A 21,735-nucleotide genomic window follows, 5' to 3' on the forward strand; every position below is an offset into this window, starting at 1 on the left:
GCGGCCGGTTCCACGCCGGCCGCCCCGGGTAAGGTACGCCGCCTCGGTCAAGCGTTCTCCGGGTCCAGGTTCCGCTCCCGCAGCAGCGCGTCGAGCTTGGCCTCGATCCGCTCGTCGGACTCACGGGACTGCGACGAGCCCCAGTAGTAGAAGAGGGCCAGCCCGGCCGCCTGCCAGATCAACTGGAGGAACTCGGACTGCCAGTTCTCGAAGGTGGAGGCGAAGAACTGGGGTAGGAACTCGCTCCAGGCGAAGGACTGCCCGTGCTGGGTCGCCTCGTTGCTCTCGACCACCAGCTGGAAGACGAACTGGCCGAGCCAGGAGAAGACGAACAGCGCCCCGGTGACCAGGGCGAAGGCGTACGCCTTGGGCCAGCGCGGCTTACGGAACGGTGGCCGGTCGGCCCGCCCGGCGCCGCGGTGGGCCGTTGTGCTGCCGGGTGAGCGCCGGCCATTGGACGTGGTGGCCTCGGCCATCACGCACCCCCTCTCGACGATCCTCTGACTGGGCTTGCCCCAGCTCAGCGGCCTCGAAACGGTGCACGGGCGCGCCGCCCACCAGGGCGTGCCGGTCAGCCGGTCGTCGGCAACCGGTGCAGCGCGGCCACGAGCGGGGCCAGCTCAGGGGTGGCCTGCGCCTCGGCCAGCGCGTCCTCCAGCACCTGGTCGTGGGTGGGTCGGGCCCGCGTGAGCAGCTCGGAGCCGGCCGGGGTCAGCTCGGTGTAGATGCCGCGCCGGTCGTCGGCGCAGAGGATCCGGGTGAGCAGGCCCCGCTGTTCGAGCCGGTTGACCAGGCGGGTGGTGGCGCTGCCGGAGAGCGCGGCGGCGCGCGCGAGCTGGCTCATCCGCATGTGCCAGCCGTCCTGCCGGGAGAGCGCGTCGAGCACCGTGTACTCGACGACGGACAGGTCGTGGGTGGCCTGCAACGCCCGCTCCAGGGAGGTCTCGATCAGCCCGTGCAGGGCGGCGAGGGTGCGCCAGCCCTGCGCGCGGATCTCGACCGCGTCGTCGGCGATGCCCATGCCGGCCTCCTCGGATGTGATCTGAACGGCCCCAGGCTAGCACGCTTGCGCCGGTATAACGCGCGTGCAAGTATTTCGTTGTTGCCGCGCGTAGTTGCACGCGCTGCCTATCTGACCCCTCCCCGATGGGACGACCATGTCCGTACGCCACAAGTCCATGCCGCCCGGCCTGATCGCGCTGGCCCTCGGCGCCTTCGGCATCGGGCTCACCGAATTCGTGATCATGGGGCTGCTGCCCGAGGTCGCCGCCGACTTCGCGGTCACCGAGCCGGTGGCCGGATGGCTGATCTCCGGCTACGCGCTCAGCGTGGCCGTCGGCGGGGTGGCGCTCACCGCCGCGGTCACCCGCCTGCCGCGCAAGCCGGTGCTGCTCGGCCTGATGGTGCTCTTCATCATCGGCAACCTGCTCTCGGCGGTCGCCGGCGACTATGCCGTGATGATGGCCGGCCGGATCGTGGCCGCGCTCTGCCACGGCGCGTTCTTCGGCATCGGCGCCGTGGTGGCCGCCGGCCTGGTCGCACCGGCCCGCCGAGCGGGCGCGATCGCGCTGATGTTCGCCGGGCTGACCATCGCGAACGTGCTCGGCGTCCCCTTCGGCACCTTCCTCGGCCAGCACTTCGGCTGGCGGTCGACGTTCTGGGCGATCACCGGTATCGGGGTGGTCGCGCTGATCGGGCTGGCCCTGCTCATTCCCGGCCGCGGCTCCGTCGACGCGCAGCGCCCGGCAGGCGGGCTGCGCGGCGAACTGCGCGCCTTCACCCACCCGCAGGTCTGGCTCTCCCTGGTGATCACGATCCTCGGCTTCGGCGGCATGTTCGGCGCGTTCACCTACATCGCCTACACGCTCACCGAGGTCAGCGGCTTCGCCACCAGCACCGTGCCGTGGCTGCTGGTCCTCTTCGGAGTCGGGCTCTTCGCCGGCAACCTGCTCGGCGGTCGGGCGGCGGACGTGTCGCTGTCGCGCACCCTGGTCACCGTTCTGGCGGCGCTCACCGTGGTGCTCGTCGGGTTCGCCCTGACGGCGTCGAGCCCGGTGCTGACCATCGCCTCGCTGGTGCTGATGGGCGCGTTCGGCTTCGCCACCGTTCCGCCGTTGCAGATGCGCATCATGCGGTACGCGCACCAGGCGCCCACCCTCGCCTCCGGAGCGAACATCGCGGCGTTCAACCTCGGCAACGCGCTGGGCGCCTGGATCGGCGGGGTGACCATCGCCGCCGGGCTCGGCTACACCGCACCGATTTGGGCGGGGGCCGCGCTCACCCTGGCCGGCCTGGGCGTCCTGCTCGCCTCGCTCCGGCTGGCCCGCCGCAGCGAGGCGACGACGGCCGACGCGGACCTGGCCCCGACCGCGGTCTGATCCCGGGCCGCTCCAGTCGCGGGCGGAGCGCCGGGCCGGGCGGACGACCGGCCCGGCGCCCCTGTGATCATCGCGTTGCCATCCTCTAGCAATTGCAAATTATGTGCAACAAGGTCTGGACAGGCGCCGAGCTACGTAACTAGCCTGATAGTCATGACTCCTTACATCACGGATCTGTCGGCGTGGCAGGAGAGCTGGAATCGCCAGCAGGAGGCGTACCTACCGGACCGCGAGCACCGGTTCACCGCCATGCTCGACGCGGTGGACGCGGTCCGCGACGGCCGGTCGCCGCGTGTGCTCGATCTGGCCGGCGGCACCGGCACCATCTCCCTGCGGACGCTGGCGCGGTTCCCCACCGCCGAGGTGACCCTGGTGGACCTCGACCCGGCGTTGCTGGCCATCGCCCACGCCTCCCTGACGGACCGGGCCACCATCGTCACCGCCGACCTCGGCGCCCCCGAATGGCTCTCCGCGCTGCCCCACCGCGAGTACGACGCCGTGCTCACCGCCACCGCGCTGCACTGGCTTCCGGCCGAGCGGCTCGGCCGGCTCTACCGCGAGATCCGCGACCTGCTGCGGCCGGGCGGGATCTTCGTCAACGCCGACCACATGCCCGACGACACCCTGCCGGAGCTGACCAAGCGGCTGCTCGACCGGGCGCGGGACCGGCGGGCCGCCCGGTACGCCACCGGGTCCGTGCTGTCCTGGTCGGACTGGTGGGACCGGGCCGGCGCCGACCCGGTGCTCGCCCCGCTGGTCGCCCAGCGGCATGCCATCTACCCGACCGGGCACAGCCCCGAGTGGAACCCGCCGGTCTCCTGGCACCTGGCCACGCTGACCGCGGCCGGCTTCAGCGAGGCCGGCACGGTGTGGCGCGGCGGCCCGGACGCCGCGGTCGCGGCGGTGCGCTGACCGGCCAAACCCGGCGCCCGCCGATCGGGCCGGCCCCCGCCGGTCGGCCCGGCGCTGCACGGGCCGGGCGATATGCTGACGCCGGAGCCGGACGGTTCCCGGCGGTGGGGCTCGCCGTCCCGATGTAGCACCGGGAAAACCCCGACGCCGCTCGCCAACGGTCCCTGCCAGTGAGACCCGTGCTGGTAGGGAGGCATCATGTCCGGACCATCCGACCCTCGCACCGATCCCGACGTCGATCTGCGTGTCCCCGCCGACCGGGGCGAGCTGCCCGCCCGCCCCGCCGCGGTGCTCACCGCGATCGCGGCCGGCGGCGTGCTCGGCGCGCTGGCCCGGGCCGGCCTGCAACACGCCGTCCCGCACCAGCCGACCGGTTTCCCGTGGGCGACCTTCGGCATCAACCTGACCGGCTGCCTGCTGATCGGCGTCCTCATGGCGGTGCTCGGGCATGTCGGCGGTGGACGTCCGTTGGCCCGCCCCTTCCTCGGCGTCGGGGTGCTCGGTGGATTCACCACCTTCTCCACCTACGCGGTGGACGTGCAGCAGGCGGTGGTCGCGGGCGCTCCGGGCACCGCGCTGGCGTACCTGGCCGCGACGGTGCTCGGTGCGCTGGTCGCGGTGTGGCTCGGTGACGCCGCCGCCGCTCGGCTGCTCGATCGCAACGGCCGCGACGACGGACCGGCCGCCCGGTGACCGTGCTGCTCATCGCGCTCGGGGCGGCCGTCGGCGCGCCGCTGCGCTACCTCACCGACCGGGCCGTCCAGGCCCGGCACGACTCGGCGTTCCCGTGGGGGACGTTGACCGTCAACGTGCTCGGATCGCTGCTGCTCGGCGTACTCGTCGGGCTGCCGGCCGGGCCGGCGGTCAGCGCGCTGCTCGGCACCGGTTTCTGCGGCGCGCTGACCACCTACTCCACCTTCAGCTATGAGACGCTGCGACTGGCCAGGACCGGCAACCGGCTCTTCGCGCTGGCCAACGTGCTGGCCAGTGTGACCGCCGGACTCGCCGCCGCGACCGCCGGCTACGCCCTCGCCCGGGCCCTGACCGGCTGACGTCCCGCCGCCAGCGAGGACCGCCCCGGAGCGGGCGTCGCCCCATCGACGGGAACCGCCGCACGATCACGCTGCATCGTGGAAGTAGTGGCCTTCCCCGTGGGCGAGGCCACTACTTCCGGGATCGAGCGCGATCATGCGCGGGGCTTCACGCGGGAGGCGCCGCCAGGGCGACCACCGGGCCGAGGACGAAGACGGCCGGCGGGGCGATGCCCTCGCGGGCGGCCACCGCGCCGATCTCGTCCAGCCGGGCCGGCACCGACCGCTGGTCGGGGTGCCCGGCGTCCTGGATCGCGAGCACCGGAGTGTCCGGGGCGCGGCCGTGCTCGACCAGCGCGGCGGCGATCTTCCCGATGGTGTCCACCGCCATCAGCAGCACCAGGGTGCCCCGGGCCCGAGCCAGCGCCGCCCAGTCGACCAGCGAGTCGGGGTGGCCGGGCGGCAGGTGCCCGGAGACCACGGTGACGTCGTGCGCCACGCCCCGGTGGGTCACCGGCACCCCGGCCAGCGCCGGTGCGGCGATCGCACTGCTCACCCCGGGCACCACGGTCACCGGTACACCGGCGGCCCGGCAGGCCTGCACCTCCTCGTGGCCGCGGCCGAAGACGTACGGGTCACCGCCCTTGAGGCGGACGACCCGCCGGCCGGCGCGGGCGTGCGACACCAGGGCCGCGTTGATCGCGTCCTGGGCCATCGAGGGGCCACGGGGCACCTTGGCGGCGTCGACCACCAGCACGTCGGAGCGCAGGCCGGCGAGCAGCCCCTGCGGTGCCAGCCGGTCGACCACCACCACATCCGCGGCGTCGAGCAGCGCCTGGCCGCGTACCGTGATCAGGTCGTCGGGCCCCGGCCCGCCGCCGACCACCGCGACCGAACCGTGCCCGTGGTGGTGGTCGTGCCCGTGGTGATGATGGTCGCCGCCGACCGGGTCGTCGGGATGGTCGTGCGGGCGTTGCGGGCGGCCCACCTTGTCGGCGAAGCCCGGCATCAGCACCCGGTACGCGCAGGTGTCGCAGTTCATCCGGATGTCCCCGCCCAGCGCCTCGGCGTACCGCTCCAGCACCAGGTCGGCCAGCGCGTCGCAGTCGCCGATCAGGTCGGCGACCCGCACGTCCAGCTCGCGGTGGGCGGCGGCGAACTCCGCCGCCTGGGCGACGATCCGGTCCGGCAGCACCCCGGCGAACAGGAAGTACGGCGCGACCACGATCCGCCGCGCGCCGAGCCGACGCAGCCGGTCCAGCACCGCCGGCACCGACGGCTCCGCGAGGGAGATGAATCCCGGCTCGACGCCCGCGTAGCCACGCCCCTCCCAGAGCAGCCGGGCGACCTTGGCCACCTCGGCGTTGGCGTCCGGGTCGGTGGAGCCCCGGCCGATCAGCGCGACCCAGGTGCCGGCCCGGTCCGCGCCGGCCAACGCCGCGTCGATGCGCTGTTCGAGGGCGTCGTGCAGCAGCGGGTGCGGCCCGAGCGGGCGACCGTAGCGGTAGCTCAGCCCAGGGTGGCGCTGCTGCTCGCGCGCCATCGCGGCGGGGATGTCGCCCTTGCCGTGCCCGGCCCCGGTGAGCACCAGCGGCAGCGCCACCAACGCCCGGTGCCCGCGCGCGACCAGCGCGCCGACCGCGTCGGTCAGCGGCGGGCGGGACAGCTCGATGAAGCCGCCCTCGACGTCGCCGACGTCGCCCGCGCCACGGCGGCGGACCCGCTCGACCAGCGCGGCGAACTGCTCGACCCCGGCCGCGCTGCGCGTGCCGTGCCCGACGATCACCAACCCGTTCATGACGTCTCCTCGACATAGAGCAGGGCGTTGAGGGCGGCGGCGGCGACCGCCGACCCGCCCTTCTCCCCCACGTTGGACACCCCGGGCAGGCCGCTGGCCCGCAGCGCCGCCTTCGACTCGGCCGCGCCCACGAAGCCGACCGGCAGGCCGACGACCAGCGCCGGCGCGGCGTCCAGGGTGAGCAGTTCGACCAGTGCCGTCGGGGCGCAACCGACCACCCAGACCGCGCCCGGGCCGACCCGGTCCAGCGCGATCCGCACGGCCGCCGCCGAGCGGGTGATCCCGGCCGTCCGACCCAACTCGGCGGCGGCCGGCTCGGCGATCGGGCAGACCAGCTCCAGACCGGCCCGGGTGATCCCGGCGGCGACCATCGCCACGTCGGTGACCACCGGCACGCCGGCCCGCAGCGCGGCCAGCCCCGATTCCAGGGCGGCCTCGTCGCAGACCAGCTCGTCGACGTACGCCAGGTCGGCGCTGGCGTGCACCACCCGCTCGGTCACCGCCCGGCTCAGCGGCGGCAGGTGGGACAGGTCGACCCGGTCGCGCAGGATCCGGTACGACTCGGCCTCGATCGGGTGCACCACGCGGCTCACCGCTGCTCCTGCACACCGACGGCGGGCTGGGCGGCCCCGTAGCGGCGGTCGTAGCCGCGCAGCTTCCATAGTGCGACCGCGCCGACCCACGAGGCGACGAAGAGGCCCACCACCACGTAGCCGAGCTGCTCGAAGTGGTCGGCGACGCCCGCGTACCCGGCGAGCGCGGTCATCCCCAGGTGGTCGACCAGCAGACCGGCCAGGTAGACGCTGGCCACCACGGCACCGACCAGCACCGTCATCGCCGTGGTGGCCAGGTTGTAATAGAGCCGCCGAGCCGGCTGCCGGTACGCCCACGAGTAGGCGCGGCTCATCAGCAGGCTGTCCGCGGTGTCCATCGCGGACATCCCGGCGGCGAACAGCAGGGGCAGGGTGAGCAGGGCCAGCACCGGCAGCCCGCCCGAGGCGGCGGTGCTCGCCGACAGCGCCAGCAGGGTGACCTCGCTGGCCGTCTCCAGACCCAGGCCGAAGAGGAACCCGACCGGGGCCATGTGCCACGAGGAGCGGACCAGCGCCCGGGCCCGCGAACCGAGCACCCGCTGCATCAGCCCCCGGTTGAGCAGTTGCAGGTCCAGCTCCCGCTCGTCGAGCTCACCGTGGCGCAGCCGGCGCCACAGCCGTGCCAGCCCGCCGAGCACCACCGCGTTGAGCGCGGCGACCAGCGCCAGGAACAGGGTCGCGGTGACGATCGCAACGGTGGCGCCCAGCTCACGGGCCTGCTCCAGCCCCGGGCCGGTGAGGTTGGCCGAGGCCAGCCCGACGATCAGGGCGAGCAGCAGCACCACCGCGCTGTGCCCGAGGGCGAAGAAGAAGCCGACGCCCACCGGCCGCCGGCCGCGCAGCAGCATCAGCCGGGTGGTGTCGTCGATGGCGGCGATGTGGTCGGCGTCGAAGGCGTGCCGCACGCCGAGCACGTACGCGAGGGCGCCGGCGCCAGCCAGGCCGCCGGCCGCCACGGGCTGGTCGTTCCAGTACAGGTACAGACTCCAGCCGGCGATGTGCAGCACCGCGACGGCGAGCACGATGCCGCCGAGGCGTACCCGCTCGGCGCGGCTCCACCGGCCGGCCGGGGGTGCGGTGCTGACGGCGGTCGAACTCATCGGGCTCCTCCACGTTCATCGGGTTCGGCGACGCGGATGGCGTCGACCGGGCAGATCTCCAGGCACTCCAGGCAGCCGGTGCAGCGGTCGGCGCGGACGGTCAGTCCGCCGGCGACCGGCCGGATCGCGTGGGTGGGGCAGGTGAGCAGGCAGGCGCCGCAGCCCTGGCAGGCGCCGATGGTCACGATCGCCACCGGTACCCCCGGGGTGTGACCATCCGGCCGGCGACCAGCCGGGTGTCGCTGCTGCCGACCACCACGACGCTGTACATGTCGACCACGGCCGGGTCGAGGGTGGCCAGGGTGGCCAGGTGCACCCGTTCGCCGGGCCGGCTGGCGTTGCGCACCACACCGACCGGGGTGTCCGGGGGCCGGTGGCTGGCCAGGATGCCGAGCGCCCTGCCGAGCTGCCAGTCGCGGGCCCGGCTGCGCGGGTTGTAGAAGAGCGTCACGAAGTCGCCCTGCGCGGCGGCGGTCACCCGCCGCTCGATGACCTCCCACGGGGTGTGCAGGTCGGACAGGCTCAGGTAGGCGTGATCGTGGCCGAGCGGGGCGCCGAGCAGCGCGCCGGCGGCGAGCGCGGCGGTCACCCCCGGCACGCCGACCACGTCGATCCGCTCGTCGGCGTACTCCAGGGCAGGGCTCGCCATCGCGTACACGCCGGCGTCGCCGGAGCCGATCAGCGCGACCGCCCGGCCGGCGGTGGCCTCGGCGACGGCGACGCGGGCCCGCGCTTCCTCGGCGCCCAGCCCGCTGGAGAGCACGCGGGTTCCCGGTCTGAGCAGGTCGCGGACCTGGTCGAGGTACTGGTCGAGGCCGACCACGACGGCGGCGCGGCGCAGCTCGGCCACCGCGCGCGGGGTGCGCAGGTCGGCGGCGCCCGGACCGAGCCCGACGACGGCCAGCCGACCGCGCGGCGCGTGCCGCGCCACCGCCACGGTGGCCATCGCCGACGCGGTCTTCGGCACCAGCAGCGCGGCGTCGGCCGGCCGGCCGGCCGGGCCGAGCAGCGCGGCGGCCTCGGCCACGCTCGGCGTGCCGACCGCGGCGCGGACCACCTCGCTGGGATGCGGCACATCGACCGCCGCCAGCTGCGCCGCCGGCCAGGTCACCAGGGGTACGCCGAGCGCGTCGGCGGTGCACAGGATGCCCGCCTCGTCGGCCTTGACGTCGGCGCTGGCCAGGCAGCGCAGGCTGGCCGGGCTGAGGCCGGCCTCGGCCAGCACCCGGTGCAGCAGCTCCGACACCTCGGCGGCGGGTACGCCCCGACTGGCGCCGACCCCGGCGACCAGCGACGGTGGTCGCAGCACCGCGGTCCGCCCGTCCAGCGGCACCTCCCGGTCGGTGACCAGCAGCCGGTACCCGACATCCGCCGCGCCGCCGTCGGTGCCTACCGCCTCGGGGTGGACGTTCGGTGGCAGCGCGGGCAGCGGCCAGTCTGCGTCGGCGATGAGGCGGACCGGCTCACCGTCCAGGATGGCCCGGGACACCGCGGCGACCGCGCCCTGCACCGGCCAGCCGAGGGTGTCCAGCCCGGGTAGCCCGACCGCGTCGGTGGCGGTGGTGACCACCGGCCGCGCGTCGAGCAGCGCGCCGACCTGCTCGGCGAGGTCGTTGCCGCCACCGGCGTGCCCGCCGAGCAGCGCCACCGCGTGCCGGGCGGCCTCGTCGACGACCACCACGGCCGGGTCGGTGCGCTTGTCGCCGAGCAGCGGGGCGAGGATCCGCACGACCGCGCCGGTGGCCAGGAAGGCGACCACCGCGTCGCACCGCGTCCAGGCGGTACGCAGCGCGTCGGCGACGCTCTCCCCCTCGACCAGCCGGGCGTGTGGCCAGGCCGTGGCGACGGTGTGGGCGTGCCGCCGACCGGCCGCGGTGCCCGCGACCAGGCCGATCCGGGTGGGCGTACTCAGGTCGTTCACGGGCGCTCCCCGGTGAGGACGACCACCGGGTTGGTGGCCGCGAGGCGGATCGACCCGCCGGGCAGGTCGGCGAGGCGGGCGGCGGAGAGCTGGCTGCCCTCGACCGTGTAGCCGGCGGCGCGCAGCAGGCCGACGGCCGGCACGACCCGGTCCAGGGCGGCGAGGGTGAGCACCACCCGGTCGGGCCGGCGGGCCGTCACGGCGGCGAGGACGTCGGCACCACCGCCGCCGACGAAGACCGCGTCCGGCTCGGGCAGGCCGGCCAGCGCCGCCGGAGCCCGCCCGACGACCAGTCGGAGATCGACGTCGTGGGCGGCGGCGTTGGCCCGGATCGTCTCGGCGCCCCGCGGGTCCTGCTCGACGGCGAGCACGGCCGCGCCGAGCAGCGCGCACTCGATGCCGACCGAGCCGCTGCCGGCGCCGATGTCCCACAACAGCCGGCCGAGCCGGGGGCGCAGCCGGGCGATGACGAGGGCGCGCACCTCCGACTTGGTGATCATCGAGTCGCGGTGGGCGTACCGGCTCTCCGGCAGCGCCCAACCGCCGGCCGGCGCGGCGGCGGGCTGGTTGTCCGCGCGCATCCCACCGGGCGCCGCCTCGGCGAGGCTGAGCAGCACGTGCGGATCGGACCAGGTGCCGGCGGCCGCCTGCTCGGGGGTCACCTCGCGGATCCGCTCGGCGTCGGTGCCGAGGTGCTCGGCGACCACCAGCCGGCGGGACCAGCCGGCCAGCCCGGCGCCCAGTTCGGCGGCACCGGCGCCCGGTGCGGTGAGCACCGCGACCAGCGGGAGCGCCCGGCAGGCGTTCAGCGCCGGTCGCGGGTCGCGACCGTGCGCGGTGACGACGGCGGCGCCGTCCCACGGCAGCCCGGCGCGGGCGAACGCGGCGGCCACACTGGACACCGCGGGCACCACCCGCAGCGGCAGCCCGGCAGCGCGCAGCCGCCGGACGATGCCGAACAGGCCGGGATCGCCGCTGGCCAGCACCACGGCCGGCACGCCGTCGGTGACGGCGGCGGCCAGCCGCTGCACGGCGGGAGCGAGCGGCCCGAGGGCGACGGTTGTCGCGCCGGGCGGTACCGGCACCGCGGCCAGGTGCCGGGCGGCCCCGACCAGCAGCCCGGCGGCGGCCAGCGCGGGCGCGAGCGCCGGGTGCGGCGGGGCGCCGGCGGCGTCCAGGCCGACCACGGTCACCGGGGTCATCGGGGCCACCGGCCCGAGGAGGCGACCACCCGGGCGCCCGCGAAGTCGACCATCGCCACGTCCACCGTGACCGCCTGCTCGGCGAACCGCAGCAGCACCTGGCGGACGCGCTGGCAGAGCAGGTCGCCGGCCGACGCCAGCAGCCCGGCGTCCTCCCACAGCTCGTACGCGTGCCGGCCGGTGTTCGCCTCGGTCACCGCGGCGACCAGCGCCGGGTCGCCGCCGGCTTCGGCGGTCACCGCGCCGAGCAGGGAGAGGTCCACCTTGGAGCGGGTGTAGTGGGTCATCAGGATGCCGGCGGCGAGTTTGGCCAGCTTTCCGGCCATGCCGACGAAGACCACCCCGGTCATCGCGTCGCCCACGGCGGCGGTGACCGCGGCCCCGGTGAAGTCGCCGACCTCGACGAAGCAGACCTCGGGCAGCTCGGGCAGCAGCGCGCGGGCGGCCCGCTCGGTGCGCCCGCCGGTGCAGAGCACCACCGTCCGCTCGCCCTGGGCGGCCATCACGTGCACGGCCTGCACCACGCTGGCCCGCCAGGAGGCGGTGGAGAACGGTCGGACGATCCCGGTGGTGCCGAGGATCGAGATGCCGCCGAGGATGCCGAGCCGCCGGTTGGTGGTCTTGCGGGCCATGATCTCGCCCCGCGGGACGCTGATCACCACCTGGACGCCGACCTCGGTGAGGTCGACCACCTCGGCCACCGCCTCGCTGATCATCCGGCGTGGGGTGTCGTTGATCGCCGGGCCGCCGACCGCGAGCCCGAGGCCCGGTCTGGTGACCGTGCCGACGCCGGGGCCGCCGGCCAGCCGCAGCCCGGGGACGTCGGTCCAGTCCACGGTGGCGGTCAACTCGGCGCCGTGGGTGACGTCCGGGTCGTCGCCGGCGTCCTTGACCACCACCGCCTCGGCCCGGGCCGGCGGCGTGCCGGTCAGCTCGCAGCGGGCGACCGGGAAGCGCACCCGGCGCCCGGCGGGCAGCCCGATCTCCACCTCCGGCTGGGCCGCGCCGGTGACCAGCGCGGTGACCGCGGCCTTGGCCGCCGCCGTCGCGCAGGCGCCGGTGGTCCAGCCGGTACGCAGCGCGGTCGGCCGGACCTTCGCGGTACGCGGCAGGTCCGGCTCGCGCAGCGGCGGCTCGGCGTACGTCACGAGGTGGGCCCGACATCGGGTGTCGCCGGCACGCCGCCGGCCTGGACCGTCCCGCTGGCGCGGGTGCCCGCCTGGCGGCGGAGTTCGGCGCGGGCGGTCGGCTCGGCCCGTCGGAACGTGTGGAAGTGCCCGGGGTGGTACAGGTGCGAACGGGTGCCCTCGGCGGCCAGCGCCGGCCCGACCAGGAAGAGGGTGTGCTTCCACAGCCGGTGCTGCTTGACCGTCGCCTCCAGGGTGCCGACCGTGCAGCGCACCACCAGCTCGTCCGGCCAGGTCGCCTGGTACGCCACCACGGCCGGGGTGTCCGCCGGGTAGCCGCCGGCCAGCAGCTCGGCCTGCACCTGCCCGGAGCGGGCCGCGGAGAGGAACAGCGCCATGGTGGTGCCGTGCCGGGCGAAGTCGCGCACCCGCTCCCCGGGCGGCATCGGGGTCTTGCCGCCCTCCAGCCGGGTGAGGATCACCGACTGCGCCACCTCGGGGACGGTCAGCTCCCGCCCGACGATCGCCGCGACGGCGGTGAACGAGGAGACCCCGGGCACGATCTCGACGGCCAGGCCGAGCGCCCGGCACACGTCCAGCTGCTCCTGCACCGCGCCCCACAGCGCCGGGTCGCCGGAGTGGATCCGCGCCACGGTCAACCCCTGCTCGGCGGCCCGCGTATAGAGCGGGAGCACCCCCTCGATGGGTAGCTGCGAGGAGTCCACGATCTCGGCGTCGGGCCGGGCGTGCGCGAGCACGTCGGCGTGCACCAGGCTGGCCGCCCAGATCACAATGTCCGCCTCGGCGATCACCCGGGCGGCCCGCAGGGTCAGCAGGTCCGCCGCCCCGGGGCCGGCGCCGACGAACCACACCGTGCCGTCGCTGGTCACAGCTTTCCTCCTCGGTGTTCGCGGCGCGCCGGGACCAGCAGCGTCGACAGGTACGGCAGGTCGTGCTCGGAGTCGTCGACCGGGCCGATGCGTTCCCCGGGCAGCCCCAGGCTCCGCCCGAGCACGGCGTCGGCGAGCCGGCCCTGTCGGCGCAGCTCGGCGAGCAGTTCCGGGTGCCGCCGCCAGCCCTTGTACGCGACCACGGTGCCCGGCCCGGCCAGCGCGTCGGCGAACAGCGCCAACCCGGCGGTGGCCGGCAGCAGGGTCAGCGGCTCGCGTCCCTCGCAGAGCGGGGTGCCGCTGCGCGCGGCCAGCTCCTGCATGGCGGTGACGCCCGGCACGGTCGCCACGCGCACCGCCGGGCGCAGCGCGCGGACGCTCTGCGCCAGGTAGCCGAAGGTGGAGTAGACGTTCGGGTCACCGATGGTGGCGAAGGCCAGCGACCGGGCGCCCGCGCCGATCGCCTCGATGACGACCCGCGCGGCGGCGTCCCAGGCCGCGGCCCGCCGGGCGGTCACCCCGCCCCGGTCGTCCAGGGCGAAGGGCAGCCGGCGCAACCGGTCGGCCGCGACGTGGGCCCGCACCGTCCGCTCGGCGCGCCCCGGGTCCGCGCCCGGCGGACCGGCGGTCGCGGTCGGCTCGGCCCGGTCGGCCATCACGGGTACGAGGACCAGGTCCGCCTCGCGCAGCACCCGCACCGCCTTGACGGTGAGCAGTTCCGGGTCGCCTGGCCCGACACCCACTCCGGTCAGCGTGGCCACCGCCCGGGCGCCGTCGGCGCTCACTGGCACGCCTCGACGAGACGACGGGCGGCACCGGGGTGGCCGGCCCAGTGGGTGTGCAGGTAGGAGGCGTGCACCCGGCCGGCGACGAAGCCGTGCTCCGCGCCGTTCCAGCGCCACGCCGGCCGGTCGCCGTGCCCCGGGTCGGTGGCGGTGCGGTGGAACTCGTGCCCGCGTACCGGCTCGCCGGCCCGGGCCACCGGGGAGTCGGTGACGGCCAGGGCCTCCCGGTAGCCGAGGGTGAGCCGGCCGGTCATCCGGGCGGTCAGGTCCAGCCGACCGCACATCGGCGCGCCGTCCAGGGACCGCCCGAGGTAGAGCAGCCCGGCGCACTCGGCCACGATCGGCCCGTCGAAGGCGGCCAGCTCGGCGCGGAGCGCCGCGTTGCCGGCCAGCGCCTCCGCGTACGCCTCGGGAAAGCCGCCGCCGACCACCACGGCGCGGGTGCCGGCGGGCAGCGCCGGATCGCGCAACGGGTCGACGGTGACCACGTCCGCGCCGGCCGCGGTGAGCAGTTCGGCGGTCTCCGCGTACGAGAAGGTGAAGGCGGGACCACCGGCCAGCGCGACCGGCGGCCGCTCCCTGCCGGCCGGCCCGCCGACGGCGGTGACCGGGTCCCAGGCCAAGGCCGTCAGCGGTGGGGCGCTGCGGGCCAAGTCGAGCACCGCGTCGAGGTCCACGGTGGACTCGACCAGCTCGGCCAGGGCGGTGACGATCGCGAGGGACTCGGGTGCCCGCTCGGCGACCGGGACCAGGCCCAGGTGCCGGGCCGGGGCGGCCACCTCGGCGGCCCGGGTGACCGCCCCGAGCACCGGTACGCCCACCTCGGCCAGCGCGTCGCGCAGCAGGGTCTCGTGCCGGGGCGAGCCGACCCGGTTGAGGATCACCCCGCCGATCCGCACGGCGGGGTCGAAGGCGGCCATGCCGAGGGTCAGCGCGGCGGCCGAGCGGCCCTGGGCGGTGGTGTCCAGCACCAGCAGCACGGGGGCCTCGATGAGCCGGGCGACGTGCGCGGTGGAGGCGTAGTCGCGGCGGCCGACCGCGCCGTCGTGCAGACCCATCACGCCCTCCACCACGGCCACGTCGGCGGGCGTCGGGACGTTCGCGCCGTGCCGCAGCAACGGGGCGATCCGCTCCGCGCCGACCAGGAACGGGTCGAGGTTGCGGCCGGGTCGCCCGGCGGCGAGGGCGTGGTAGCCGGGGTCGATGTAGTCCGGGCCGACTTTGTGCGGGCTGACCGTGAGGCCCCGGCGGCGCAGCGCGGCGAGCAGCCCGGTGGCGACGGTGGTCTTGCCGTGGCCGCTGGCCGGCGCGGCGACCACCACCCGGGGCAGCGGCCACGGGTCGGCGTGGACGCTCACCACTCGATGCCCTTCTGGCCCTTCTGGCCGGCGTCCATCGGGTGCTTGACCTTGGTCAGCTCCGCCACCAGGTCGGCGGCGGCCACCAGGCGCGGGTCGGCGTCCCGGCCGGTGATGACCACGTGCTGGAAGCCGGGGCGGTCGGCCAGGGTGGCCACCACCTCGTCGACGTCCACCCAGCCCCACTTCATCGGGTAGGTGAACTCGTCCAGCACGTACAGCCCGTAGCGCTCGGCGGCCAGGTCGCGCTGGATCTGCCGCCAGCCCTCCAGGGCGTCGGCGGCGTGGTCGGCGTCGCCGCCGCGCTGGATCCAGGACCAGCCCTCGCCCATCTTGTGCCACGCCACCGGCGCGCCCTGGCCGGTGCGCTCGTGCACCTCGCCGAGGGCCCGGAAGGCGTTCTCCTCCCCCACCCGCCACTTGGCGCTCTTGACGAACTGGAACACCCCGACCGGCAGGCCGGCGGTCCACGCCCGCAGCGCGAGCCCGAAGGCGGCCGTGGACTTACCCTTCATCTGTCCGGTGTGGACGATCAGCAGTGGCCGGTGCCGTCGCTGCCGGGTGGTCAACCCGTCGGCGGGCACCGTGCTCGGCTTTCCCTGCGGCATCAGCAATCTCTCCTTCTCGTCCCCACGCCCGGCACCCACACCCGCACCCGCACCCGCACCCGCACGATCTTGCAGTTTCGGTCGGCCATATATGTGCTTCGTCCGCTATGACCGGGCAGCAAGTGCAAGATCGCGGGTGGGGGTGCGGGTGGGGGTGCGGGTGAGGGTGGGGGGTTGGGTCAGGGTGGTTAGGGGGTGGTGGGGGGCGTTGTTGAGTTGGGTTGCCAGGCGGCGGGCCAGGTGCAGGCGGACGGGGCCGGACTCGCAGTCGACGACGACGCAGGCCGCGCCCGTCGCGGCCAGCACCGCCGCCGCTGCCGCCGCGCGGTCCAGCGGGCGCTGGCCGGCGGTGGCCCGGCCGTCGGTGACGACCAGGACCAGCGGGCGCCGCTTCGGGTCGCGCAGGCGCTCCACCCGCAGCAGGTCGGCGGCGGCGAGCAGCCCCTCGGCCAACGGGGTACGCCCGCCGGTGGGCAGCTCGGCCAAGCGGGTCGATGCGGCCAGCACCGACGAGGTGGCCGGCAGCACCGTCCGCGCGCCGGCGCCCCGGAAGGCGATCACCGCGACCTTGTCCCGCCGCTGGTACGCGTCGGTGAGCAGGGCCAGCACCGCGTCCTTGACGGCGGTCATCCGCTGCCGGGCGCCCATCGAGCCGCTCGCGTCCACCACGAACAGCACCAGGTTGCCCTCACGCCCCTCGCGGACCGCCGCACGAACGTCGGCCGGGCGCAGCCGCAGCGGGCCGGCCAGCCGCCCCCGGGCGGCCTGGTGCGGGGCGGCGGCGCGGACCGTGGCCGGCAGGTGCAGCGCACCGACCCGACCCGAAGGCACCCGGGCCCCGGTGGTGCGGCCCCGCCCGGTGCGGGCACGCGAGCGCCGACCCGGCACCCCGTCACCCACACCGGGCGCGGTGAGCAGCCGCGCTCTCAATCCACCCCGGGGTACGGCCACCGGCTGACCGCTCCGGCCGTCTCCGGCGCTGCCCCGCCCACCGGACGGGTCGTCCTCGCCGCCGGCCGTTCCGTCCCGTCCGTCGGTCCGGCCGGCTTCCTGCCCGCCCGCACCATTGTCGTTCGTCGCACGCTGGGGCCACTCGCCGTCGGCGGGCCCGTTCGCCCCCTCGGCCGGCCAGTCCGGCCCGGTGCCCGGATACGCGGTCGAGGTGGCTCTGCCCTGGTCGGCTCCGTCGTCCCTTCCCTCGGCGCTCGCGTCGGGGCCACGTCCGTCCGGGCCGCCGTCGCCGGCTGGACCACCGCCGGGACCGCCCCCACCGGCCGGACCGCCGCCGTCGGGGCCACGGTCGTCGGGGCCGCCGTCGTCCGGGTCATCGGGGTGCGCGTCCTCGGCCCGTTGCAACGCCTCGTCGAGGCGCTTCTCGTCCAGGCCCGGAGTGTCGAACGGGTCGCGGCGACGGCGGTGCGGCAGGGCCAGCCGGGCGGCCACCCGTACGTCGTCGATGGTGACCCGGTCCCGGCCGTGCCAGGCGGCATGCGCCAGCGCGGTACGCGCGGTGACGATGTCGGCGCGCATCCCGTCCACATCGAACGCGGCGCACACCTCGGCGATCTGGCGCAGCGCGGCGTCGGGCAGACGTACCCCCGGAAGCCGGCGGCGGGCGGCCGCCACCTGGCCGGCGATCTCGGCGTCGGCGTCGGCCCAGCGGGCGGCGAAGCCGGCCGGATCGGCGTCGGCGGCGAGCCGGCGGCGCACCACCTCGACCCGGACGGCCGGGTCCCGGCTGGCGCCGACCTCGACCGTGAGCCCGAACCGGTCGAGCAGCTGCGGGCGCAGCTCCCCCTCCTCCGGGTTCATGGTGCCGACCAGCAGGAACCGGGCGGCGTGACTGACCGAGACGCCCTCCCGCTCGACGTGGCTGCGGCCCATCGCCGCCGCGTCCAGCAGCAGGTCGACCAGGTGGTCGTGCAGCAGGTTGACCTCGTCGACGTAGAGCACGCCCCGGTGCGCGGCGGCGAGCAGGCCCGGCTCGAAGGCGCGTACCCCCTCGCCGAGGGCCTTCTCCAGGTCCAGCGAGCCGACCACCCGGTCCTCGGCGGCGCCCACCGGCAGCTCCACCAGCCGGGCCGGACGGGTCTCGGGGGCGGCGCCCGCCGGGTGCGGGCCGTCCGGGCAGGCCGGGTCGGGCTCGGCCGGGTCGCAGCCGAACCGGCAGCCGGCGACCCGGTGCACCGGCGGCAGCAGCGCGGCGAGGGCGCGCACGGCGGTGGACTTGGCGGTGCCCTTCTCGCCGCGGACCAGCACCCCGCCGATCGCCGGGGAGACCGCGTTGAGCAGCAACGCCAGCCGCATGTCGGCCATGCCGAGCACGGCACTGAACGGGTAGGTGGTCATGCGCGGTCCTCCAGGTCACCCTCGCTGGCCAGGTACGTGTCGCGGAGCCGGTCGAGGGTGGCCGGCTCCGGTTCGGCCCACAGCCCCCGGTCGGCGGCCTCCAGCAGCCGCTCGGTGATGCCGCGCAGCGCCCACGGGTTGGACCGCTCCAGGAACTCCCGGGTGGTCTCGTCGAAGAGGTACGCGGCGGCCAGGTGCTCGTACATCCAGTCGTCGACGACACCGGCGGTGGCGTCGTAGCCGAACAGGTAGTCCACGGTGGCGGCCAGCTCGAAGGCGCCCTTGTAGCCGTGCCGGCGCATCGCGGCGATCCACTTCGGATTGACCACCCGGGCCCGGAACACCCGCCGGGTCTCCTCGCCCAACGTGCGGGTACGCACGTCGTGCGGCATCGCCGAGTCGCCCACGTACGCCTGGGGCGAGGCGCCGGTGAGGTGGCGGACCATCGCCACCATCCCGCCGTGGTACTGGAAGTAGTCGTCGGAGTCGACGATGTCGTGCTCGCGGGTGTCCTGGTTCTTCACCGCCACCGCGATCCGGGCGAACGAGCGTTCCATGTCGGCACGTGCCTCCCGCCCGTCCAGGCCACGGCCGTAGGCGTAGCCGCCCCAGACCGCGTACACCTCGGCCAGGTCGGCGTCGCTGCGCCAGGTCCGGGCATCGATCAGCGGCAGCAGCCCGGCGCCGTACGCACCGGGTTTGGAGCCGAAGATCCGGGCGGTGGCCCGCCGTTCGTCGCCGTGCTCGGCGAGGTCGGCGGCGACGTGCGCTCGCACGTAGTTCTCCGCGTCCGGCTCGTCCAGGGCGGCGACCCGGCGGACGGCGTCGTCGAGCAGCGCCACAACGTGCGGGAACGCGTCGCGGAAGAAGCCGGAGATGCGCACGGTGACGTCGACGCGGGGCCGGCCCAGCTCGGCCGTCGGCACCACCTCGATCCCGGTGACCCGCCGCGACCGGTCGTCCCAGACCGGCCGGCAGCCCAGCAGCGCGAGCACCTCGGCGATGTCGTCGCCCTGGGTGCGCATGGCGCTGGTGCCCCACACGGTCAACCCCACCGAGCGGGGGTACTCGCCGGTGTCGGCGAGGTGTCGGGCCAGCAGCGAGTCCGCGAGGGCCACCCCGACGTCCCAGGCGTTGCGGCTGGGGATGGCCTTAGGGTCGACGGAGTAGAAGTTGCGGCCGGTGGGCAGCACGTTGACCAGACCCCGGGTGGGTGAGCCGGACGGGCCGGGCGGTACGAACCGGCCGTCGAGCGCGCCGAGGGTGTTGGTCAGCTCGTCGGTGGTCCGGTCCAGCCGGGGCACCAGCTCGGTGGCGGCGAAGCGCAGCACGGCGGCGACGTCCGGGATCGGTCGGCCGGTCACCTCCTCGACCACCGCGTCGACGGCTTCGGCGGTCCAGCCGAGGGTTTCCATCCCGACCACCAGCCGGCGGGCCAGCGCCTCGATCAGGTCGACCGCGTCGGCGGCGGTGCCGGCCGGCCCGTCCGCGACGTCGGTCAGCGCCGCGGGCAGGGTCAGTCGCTGTCCCGGCGACGCGAGCAACTCCTGCTCATCGAGCCCGTACGCGGCGGCGAGGGCCTGCCGCAGGCCGGGCAGGGCGCGGGTGCCGCCCCAGATCTGCGGGGCGCGCAGCACCGCGAGGACCAGGTTGACCCGGGGCTCGCCGGTGGGCGCATCGGCGAGGATGTGCAGCCCGTCGCGGATCTGCACGTCCTTGACCTCGCAGAGGTACCCGTCGAGGTGCAGCACGAAGTCGTCGAAGTCGTCGGCGTCCGGCATCGCGTCGGCGTTCAGGTCGTGGTGCAGCTCGGCGGCGCGCACCAGGTCCCAGATCTGCGCCCGCACGGTGGGCACCTTGGCCGGGTCGAGCGCCTGCACGGTCGCGTACTCGTCGAGCAGTTGCTCCAGCTTGGCCAGGTCGCCGTAGGTCTCGGCGCGGGCCATCGGCGGCACCAGGTGGTCGATGACCACGGCGTGCGCCCGCCGCTTGGCCTGGGTGCCCTCGCCCGGATCGTTGACGATGAACGGGTAGACCAGCGGCAGGTCGCCGAGGACCGCGTCGGGGGCGCAGTCGGCGGCGAGGCCGAGGCCCTTGCCGGGGAGCCATTCGAGGGTGCCGTGCTTGCCCAGGTGCACCACGGCGTCGGCGCCGAACCCACCGTCGGCGACCGGCGCCGCCAGCCAGCGGTACGCGGCCAGGTAATGGTGGCTGGGCGGCAGGTCCGGGTCGTGGTAAATGGCGATCGGGTTCTCGCCGAAACCGCGCGGCGGCTGGATCAGCAGCACCACATTGCCGAAGCGCAGCCCGGCGAGCACGATGTCCCCGCCGTCGGTGTACAGCTCGCCGGGGGGCTCGCCCCAGTGTGCGAGCATCCGCTCGCGCAGCGCGCCGGGCACCTGCTCGAACCAGCGCCGGTAGGTCACGCCGGGCACCCGGGCCTCGGCCGCGGCCAGCTGCTCCGGGGTGAGCCACTCCACGTCGTGACCGCCGGCGGCGATCAGCGCGTGGATCAGCGCGTCGCCGTCGTCGGGAACCGGGGTGTCGCCGAGGTGGTAGCCGGCGTCGGCGAGCGCGGCGAGGAGCCGGACCGCCGAGACCGGGGTGTCCAGCCCGACGGCGTTGCCGACCCGCGAGTGCTTGGTGGGGTACGAGCTGAGCACGACCGCGATCCGCTTGTCCGCGTTGGGCACGTACCGCAGCCGGGCGTGGCGCACCGCGATGCCGGCCACCCGGGCCGCGCGTTCCTCGTCGGCGGCGTAGACGGAGAGCCCGTCGGCGTCGATCCGCTTGAACGAGAACGGCACGGTGACGATCCGGCCGTCGAACTCGGGAATGGCGACCTGCATCGCGGCGTCCAACGGGGACATTCCGGCGTCGCTGCCGGCCCACTGCTCGCGGGTGCTGGTCAGGCAGAGCGCCTGGATGATCGGCACGTCCAGGGCGGCCAGCACGCCGACGTCCCAGGCGTCGGAGTCCCCGCCGCCGGACGCGTCCGCGGCGACCGCGCCGCCGGCCGCGAGCACGGTGACCAGCAACGCGTCGCAGCGGGCGAAGAGCCCGAGGGGGCCGGCGCCGGTGGTCAGCCCGCGTAGCGAGCCGCAGAAGATCGGCAGCGGGTTGCCGCCGGCCGCCCGCACCGCGTCGGCCAGCACGTCGACGAAGCCGGTGTTGCCGGCCAGCGCGTGCGCCCGGTAGAAGACGATTCCCACCGTGGGCCGGTCCGACTCCGCCGGGTGGTCGCCGTGCACGCCGTATGCCGGGGTGGGCGCGGGCGGGGCGAAACCCTCGCCGGTGAGCAGCACCGTGTCGGAGAGGAACCGGGCCAGTTGCCCCAGGTTCTCCGGACCGCCCTCGACCAGGTACGCCAGCGCCTCGGTGACCACACCGGACGGCACGGTGGAGACGGCCATCAGCTCCGCGTCGGGCACCGCCTCGCCGCCGAGCACCACCGTCGGCAGGCCGGTGGCGAGCACCTGGGCGAGGCCGTCCGGCCATGCCTGCCGGCCTCCGAGCAGGCGTACGACGACGAGGTCCACCCCGTCGAGCAGGGCGGGCACCTCGTCGGCGGCGACCCGCGCGGGATTGGCCAGGCGGTAGTCGGTGCCGCTGGCGCGGGCGGCCAGCAGGTCGGTGTCGGCGGTGGAGAGCAGCAGGATGCGCACGGAGGACTCCGGAGAGTG

Annotated in this window: 19 protein-coding genes; 4 read left to right on the plus strand and 15 right to left on the minus strand. The window is 75.5% G+C overall.

Features of this window, described 5'->3' with window-relative positions; translation table 11 throughout:
* Positions 1-47 precede the first annotated feature (47 nt).
* Together BUS84_RS08910 and BUS84_RS08915 are read right to left on the minus strand one after the other, a co-directional pair.
* On the minus strand, positions 48-476 hold the full coding sequence (locus tag BUS84_RS08910; protein WP_143728297.1) for a DUF6766 family protein: 429 nt from the start codon (positions 474-476) through the stop codon (positions 48-50).
* Between the two features lie 95 nt (positions 477-571).
* The gene (locus tag BUS84_RS08915; RefSeq protein WP_074310420.1) at positions 572-1,021 is read right to left on the minus strand and encodes a MarR family winged helix-turn-helix transcriptional regulator; all 450 of its coding nucleotides are present in this window, start codon (positions 1,019-1,021) and stop codon (positions 572-574) included.
* 136 nt (positions 1,022-1,157) lie between these two features.
* Here BUS84_RS08915 and BUS84_RS08920 point away from each other — a divergent pair, with 136 nt between their 5' ends.
* The 4 genes from BUS84_RS08920 to crcB all read left to right on the plus strand — a co-directional run bounded on the left by BUS84_RS08920 (position 1,158) and on the right by crcB (position 4,342).
* Positions 1,158-2,378, plus strand: coding sequence for an MFS transporter (locus tag BUS84_RS08920; RefSeq protein WP_244298442.1), 1,221 nt, complete (start codon positions 1,158-1,160; stop codon positions 2,376-2,378).
* A gap of 153 nt (positions 2,379-2,531) precedes the next feature.
* Positions 2,532-3,290 (plus strand): class I SAM-dependent methyltransferase, encoded by a 759-nt coding sequence (locus BUS84_RS08925; protein ID WP_074310424.1) that lies wholly within the window; start codon positions 2,532-2,534, stop codon positions 3,288-3,290.
* 198 nt (positions 3,291-3,488) lie between these two features.
* Positions 3,489-3,983 carry a fluoride efflux transporter FluC gene (locus BUS84_RS08930; protein ID WP_074310426.1) on the plus strand — a complete coding sequence of 165 codons (495 nt, stop codon included), beginning with the start codon at positions 3,489-3,491 and terminating at the stop codon, positions 3,981-3,983.
* Positions 3,980-4,342: a fluoride efflux transporter CrcB gene (gene crcB, locus BUS84_RS08935; RefSeq protein WP_074310428.1), complete on the plus strand. Its 363-nt coding sequence runs from the start codon at positions 3,980-3,982 to the stop codon at positions 4,340-4,342. The genes BUS84_RS08930 and crcB overlap by 4 nt, the downstream gene beginning before the upstream one ends.
* A 148-nt stretch (positions 4,343-4,490) precedes the next feature.
* On the opposite strand, the gene cobA is transcribed toward crcB, so the two are convergent.
* The 13 genes from cobA to cobN form a co-directional block, all read right to left on the minus strand.
* Entirely contained in the window at positions 4,491-6,119 is a 1,629-nt protein-coding gene (gene cobA / locus BUS84_RS08940; protein ID WP_074310430.1) for a uroporphyrinogen-III C-methyltransferase, read from the minus strand.
* Positions 6,116-6,712: a precorrin-8X methylmutase gene (locus BUS84_RS08945; RefSeq protein ID WP_074310432.1), complete on the minus strand. Its 597-nt coding sequence runs from the start codon at positions 6,710-6,712 to the stop codon at positions 6,116-6,118. The genes cobA and BUS84_RS08945 overlap by 4 nt, the downstream gene beginning before the upstream one ends.
* The gene (locus BUS84_RS08950) at positions 6,709-7,812 is read right to left on the minus strand and encodes a HoxN/HupN/NixA family nickel/cobalt transporter (RefSeq protein WP_074310434.1); all 1,104 of its coding nucleotides are present in this window, start codon (positions 7,810-7,812) and stop codon (positions 6,709-6,711) included. Before BUS84_RS08950 ends, BUS84_RS08945 begins: the two co-directional genes overlap by 4 nt.
* On the minus strand, positions 7,809-8,006 hold the full coding sequence (locus tag BUS84_RS08955; protein WP_074310436.1) for a DUF362 domain-containing protein: 198 nt from the start codon (positions 8,004-8,006) through the stop codon (positions 7,809-7,811). The genes BUS84_RS08950 and BUS84_RS08955 overlap by 4 nt, the downstream gene beginning before the upstream one ends.
* Positions 7,994-9,733: a precorrin-3B C(17)-methyltransferase gene (gene cobJ, locus BUS84_RS08960; protein WP_074310438.1), complete on the minus strand. Its 1,740-nt coding sequence runs from the start codon at positions 9,731-9,733 to the stop codon at positions 7,994-7,996. Before cobJ ends, BUS84_RS08955 begins: the two co-directional genes overlap by 13 nt.
* Positions 9,730-10,935 (minus strand): precorrin-6y C5,15-methyltransferase (decarboxylating) subunit CbiE, encoded by a 1,206-nt coding sequence (gene cbiE / locus BUS84_RS08965; protein WP_084757449.1) that lies wholly within the window; start codon positions 10,933-10,935, stop codon positions 9,730-9,732. The genes cobJ and cbiE overlap by 4 nt, the downstream gene beginning before the upstream one ends.
* On the minus strand, positions 10,932-12,083 hold the full coding sequence (locus tag BUS84_RS08970; RefSeq protein ID WP_074310440.1) for a cobalt-precorrin-5B (C(1))-methyltransferase: 1,152 nt from the start codon (positions 12,081-12,083) through the stop codon (positions 10,932-10,934). Before BUS84_RS08970 ends, cbiE begins: the two co-directional genes overlap by 4 nt.
* Positions 12,080-12,952: a precorrin-4 C(11)-methyltransferase gene (gene cobM, locus BUS84_RS08975; RefSeq protein ID WP_074310446.1), complete on the minus strand. Its 873-nt coding sequence runs from the start codon at positions 12,950-12,952 to the stop codon at positions 12,080-12,082. The genes BUS84_RS08970 and cobM overlap by 4 nt, the downstream gene beginning before the upstream one ends.
* Positions 12,949-13,713 carry a precorrin-2 C(20)-methyltransferase gene (cobI, locus tag BUS84_RS08980; RefSeq protein WP_074312362.1) on the minus strand — a complete coding sequence of 255 codons (765 nt, stop codon included), beginning with the start codon at positions 13,711-13,713 and terminating at the stop codon, positions 12,949-12,951. Before cobI ends, cobM begins: the two co-directional genes overlap by 4 nt.
* Before the next feature lie 20 nt (positions 13,714-13,733).
* On the minus strand, positions 13,734-15,098 hold the full coding sequence (locus BUS84_RS08985; RefSeq protein WP_074310449.1) for a cobyrinic acid a,c-diamide synthase CobB: 1,365 nt from the start codon (positions 15,096-15,098) through the stop codon (positions 13,734-13,736).
* A complete protein-coding gene (gene cobO, locus BUS84_RS08990) occupies positions 15,092-15,703 on the minus strand; it encodes a cob(I)yrinic acid a,c-diamide adenosyltransferase (protein ID WP_074310451.1) in 612 nt (203 codons plus the stop codon). The genes BUS84_RS08985 and cobO overlap by 7 nt, the downstream gene beginning before the upstream one ends.
* A gap of 105 nt (positions 15,704-15,808) precedes the next feature.
* Positions 15,809-18,052, minus strand: a complete 2,244-nt coding sequence (locus tag BUS84_RS08995) for a VWA domain-containing protein (RefSeq protein WP_074310453.1) — start codon at positions 18,050-18,052, stop codon at positions 15,809-15,811.
* Positions 18,049-21,717, minus strand: a complete 3,669-nt coding sequence (gene cobN, locus BUS84_RS09000) for a cobaltochelatase subunit CobN (RefSeq protein WP_074310455.1) — start codon at positions 21,715-21,717, stop codon at positions 18,049-18,051. The genes BUS84_RS08995 and cobN overlap by 4 nt, the downstream gene beginning before the upstream one ends.
* Positions 21,718-21,735 lie beyond the last annotated feature (18 nt).

It is taken from the genome of Micromonospora cremea (assembly GCF_900143515.1).
Taxonomy (GTDB): domain Bacteria; phylum Actinomycetota; class Actinomycetes; order Mycobacteriales; family Micromonosporaceae; genus Micromonospora; species Micromonospora cremea.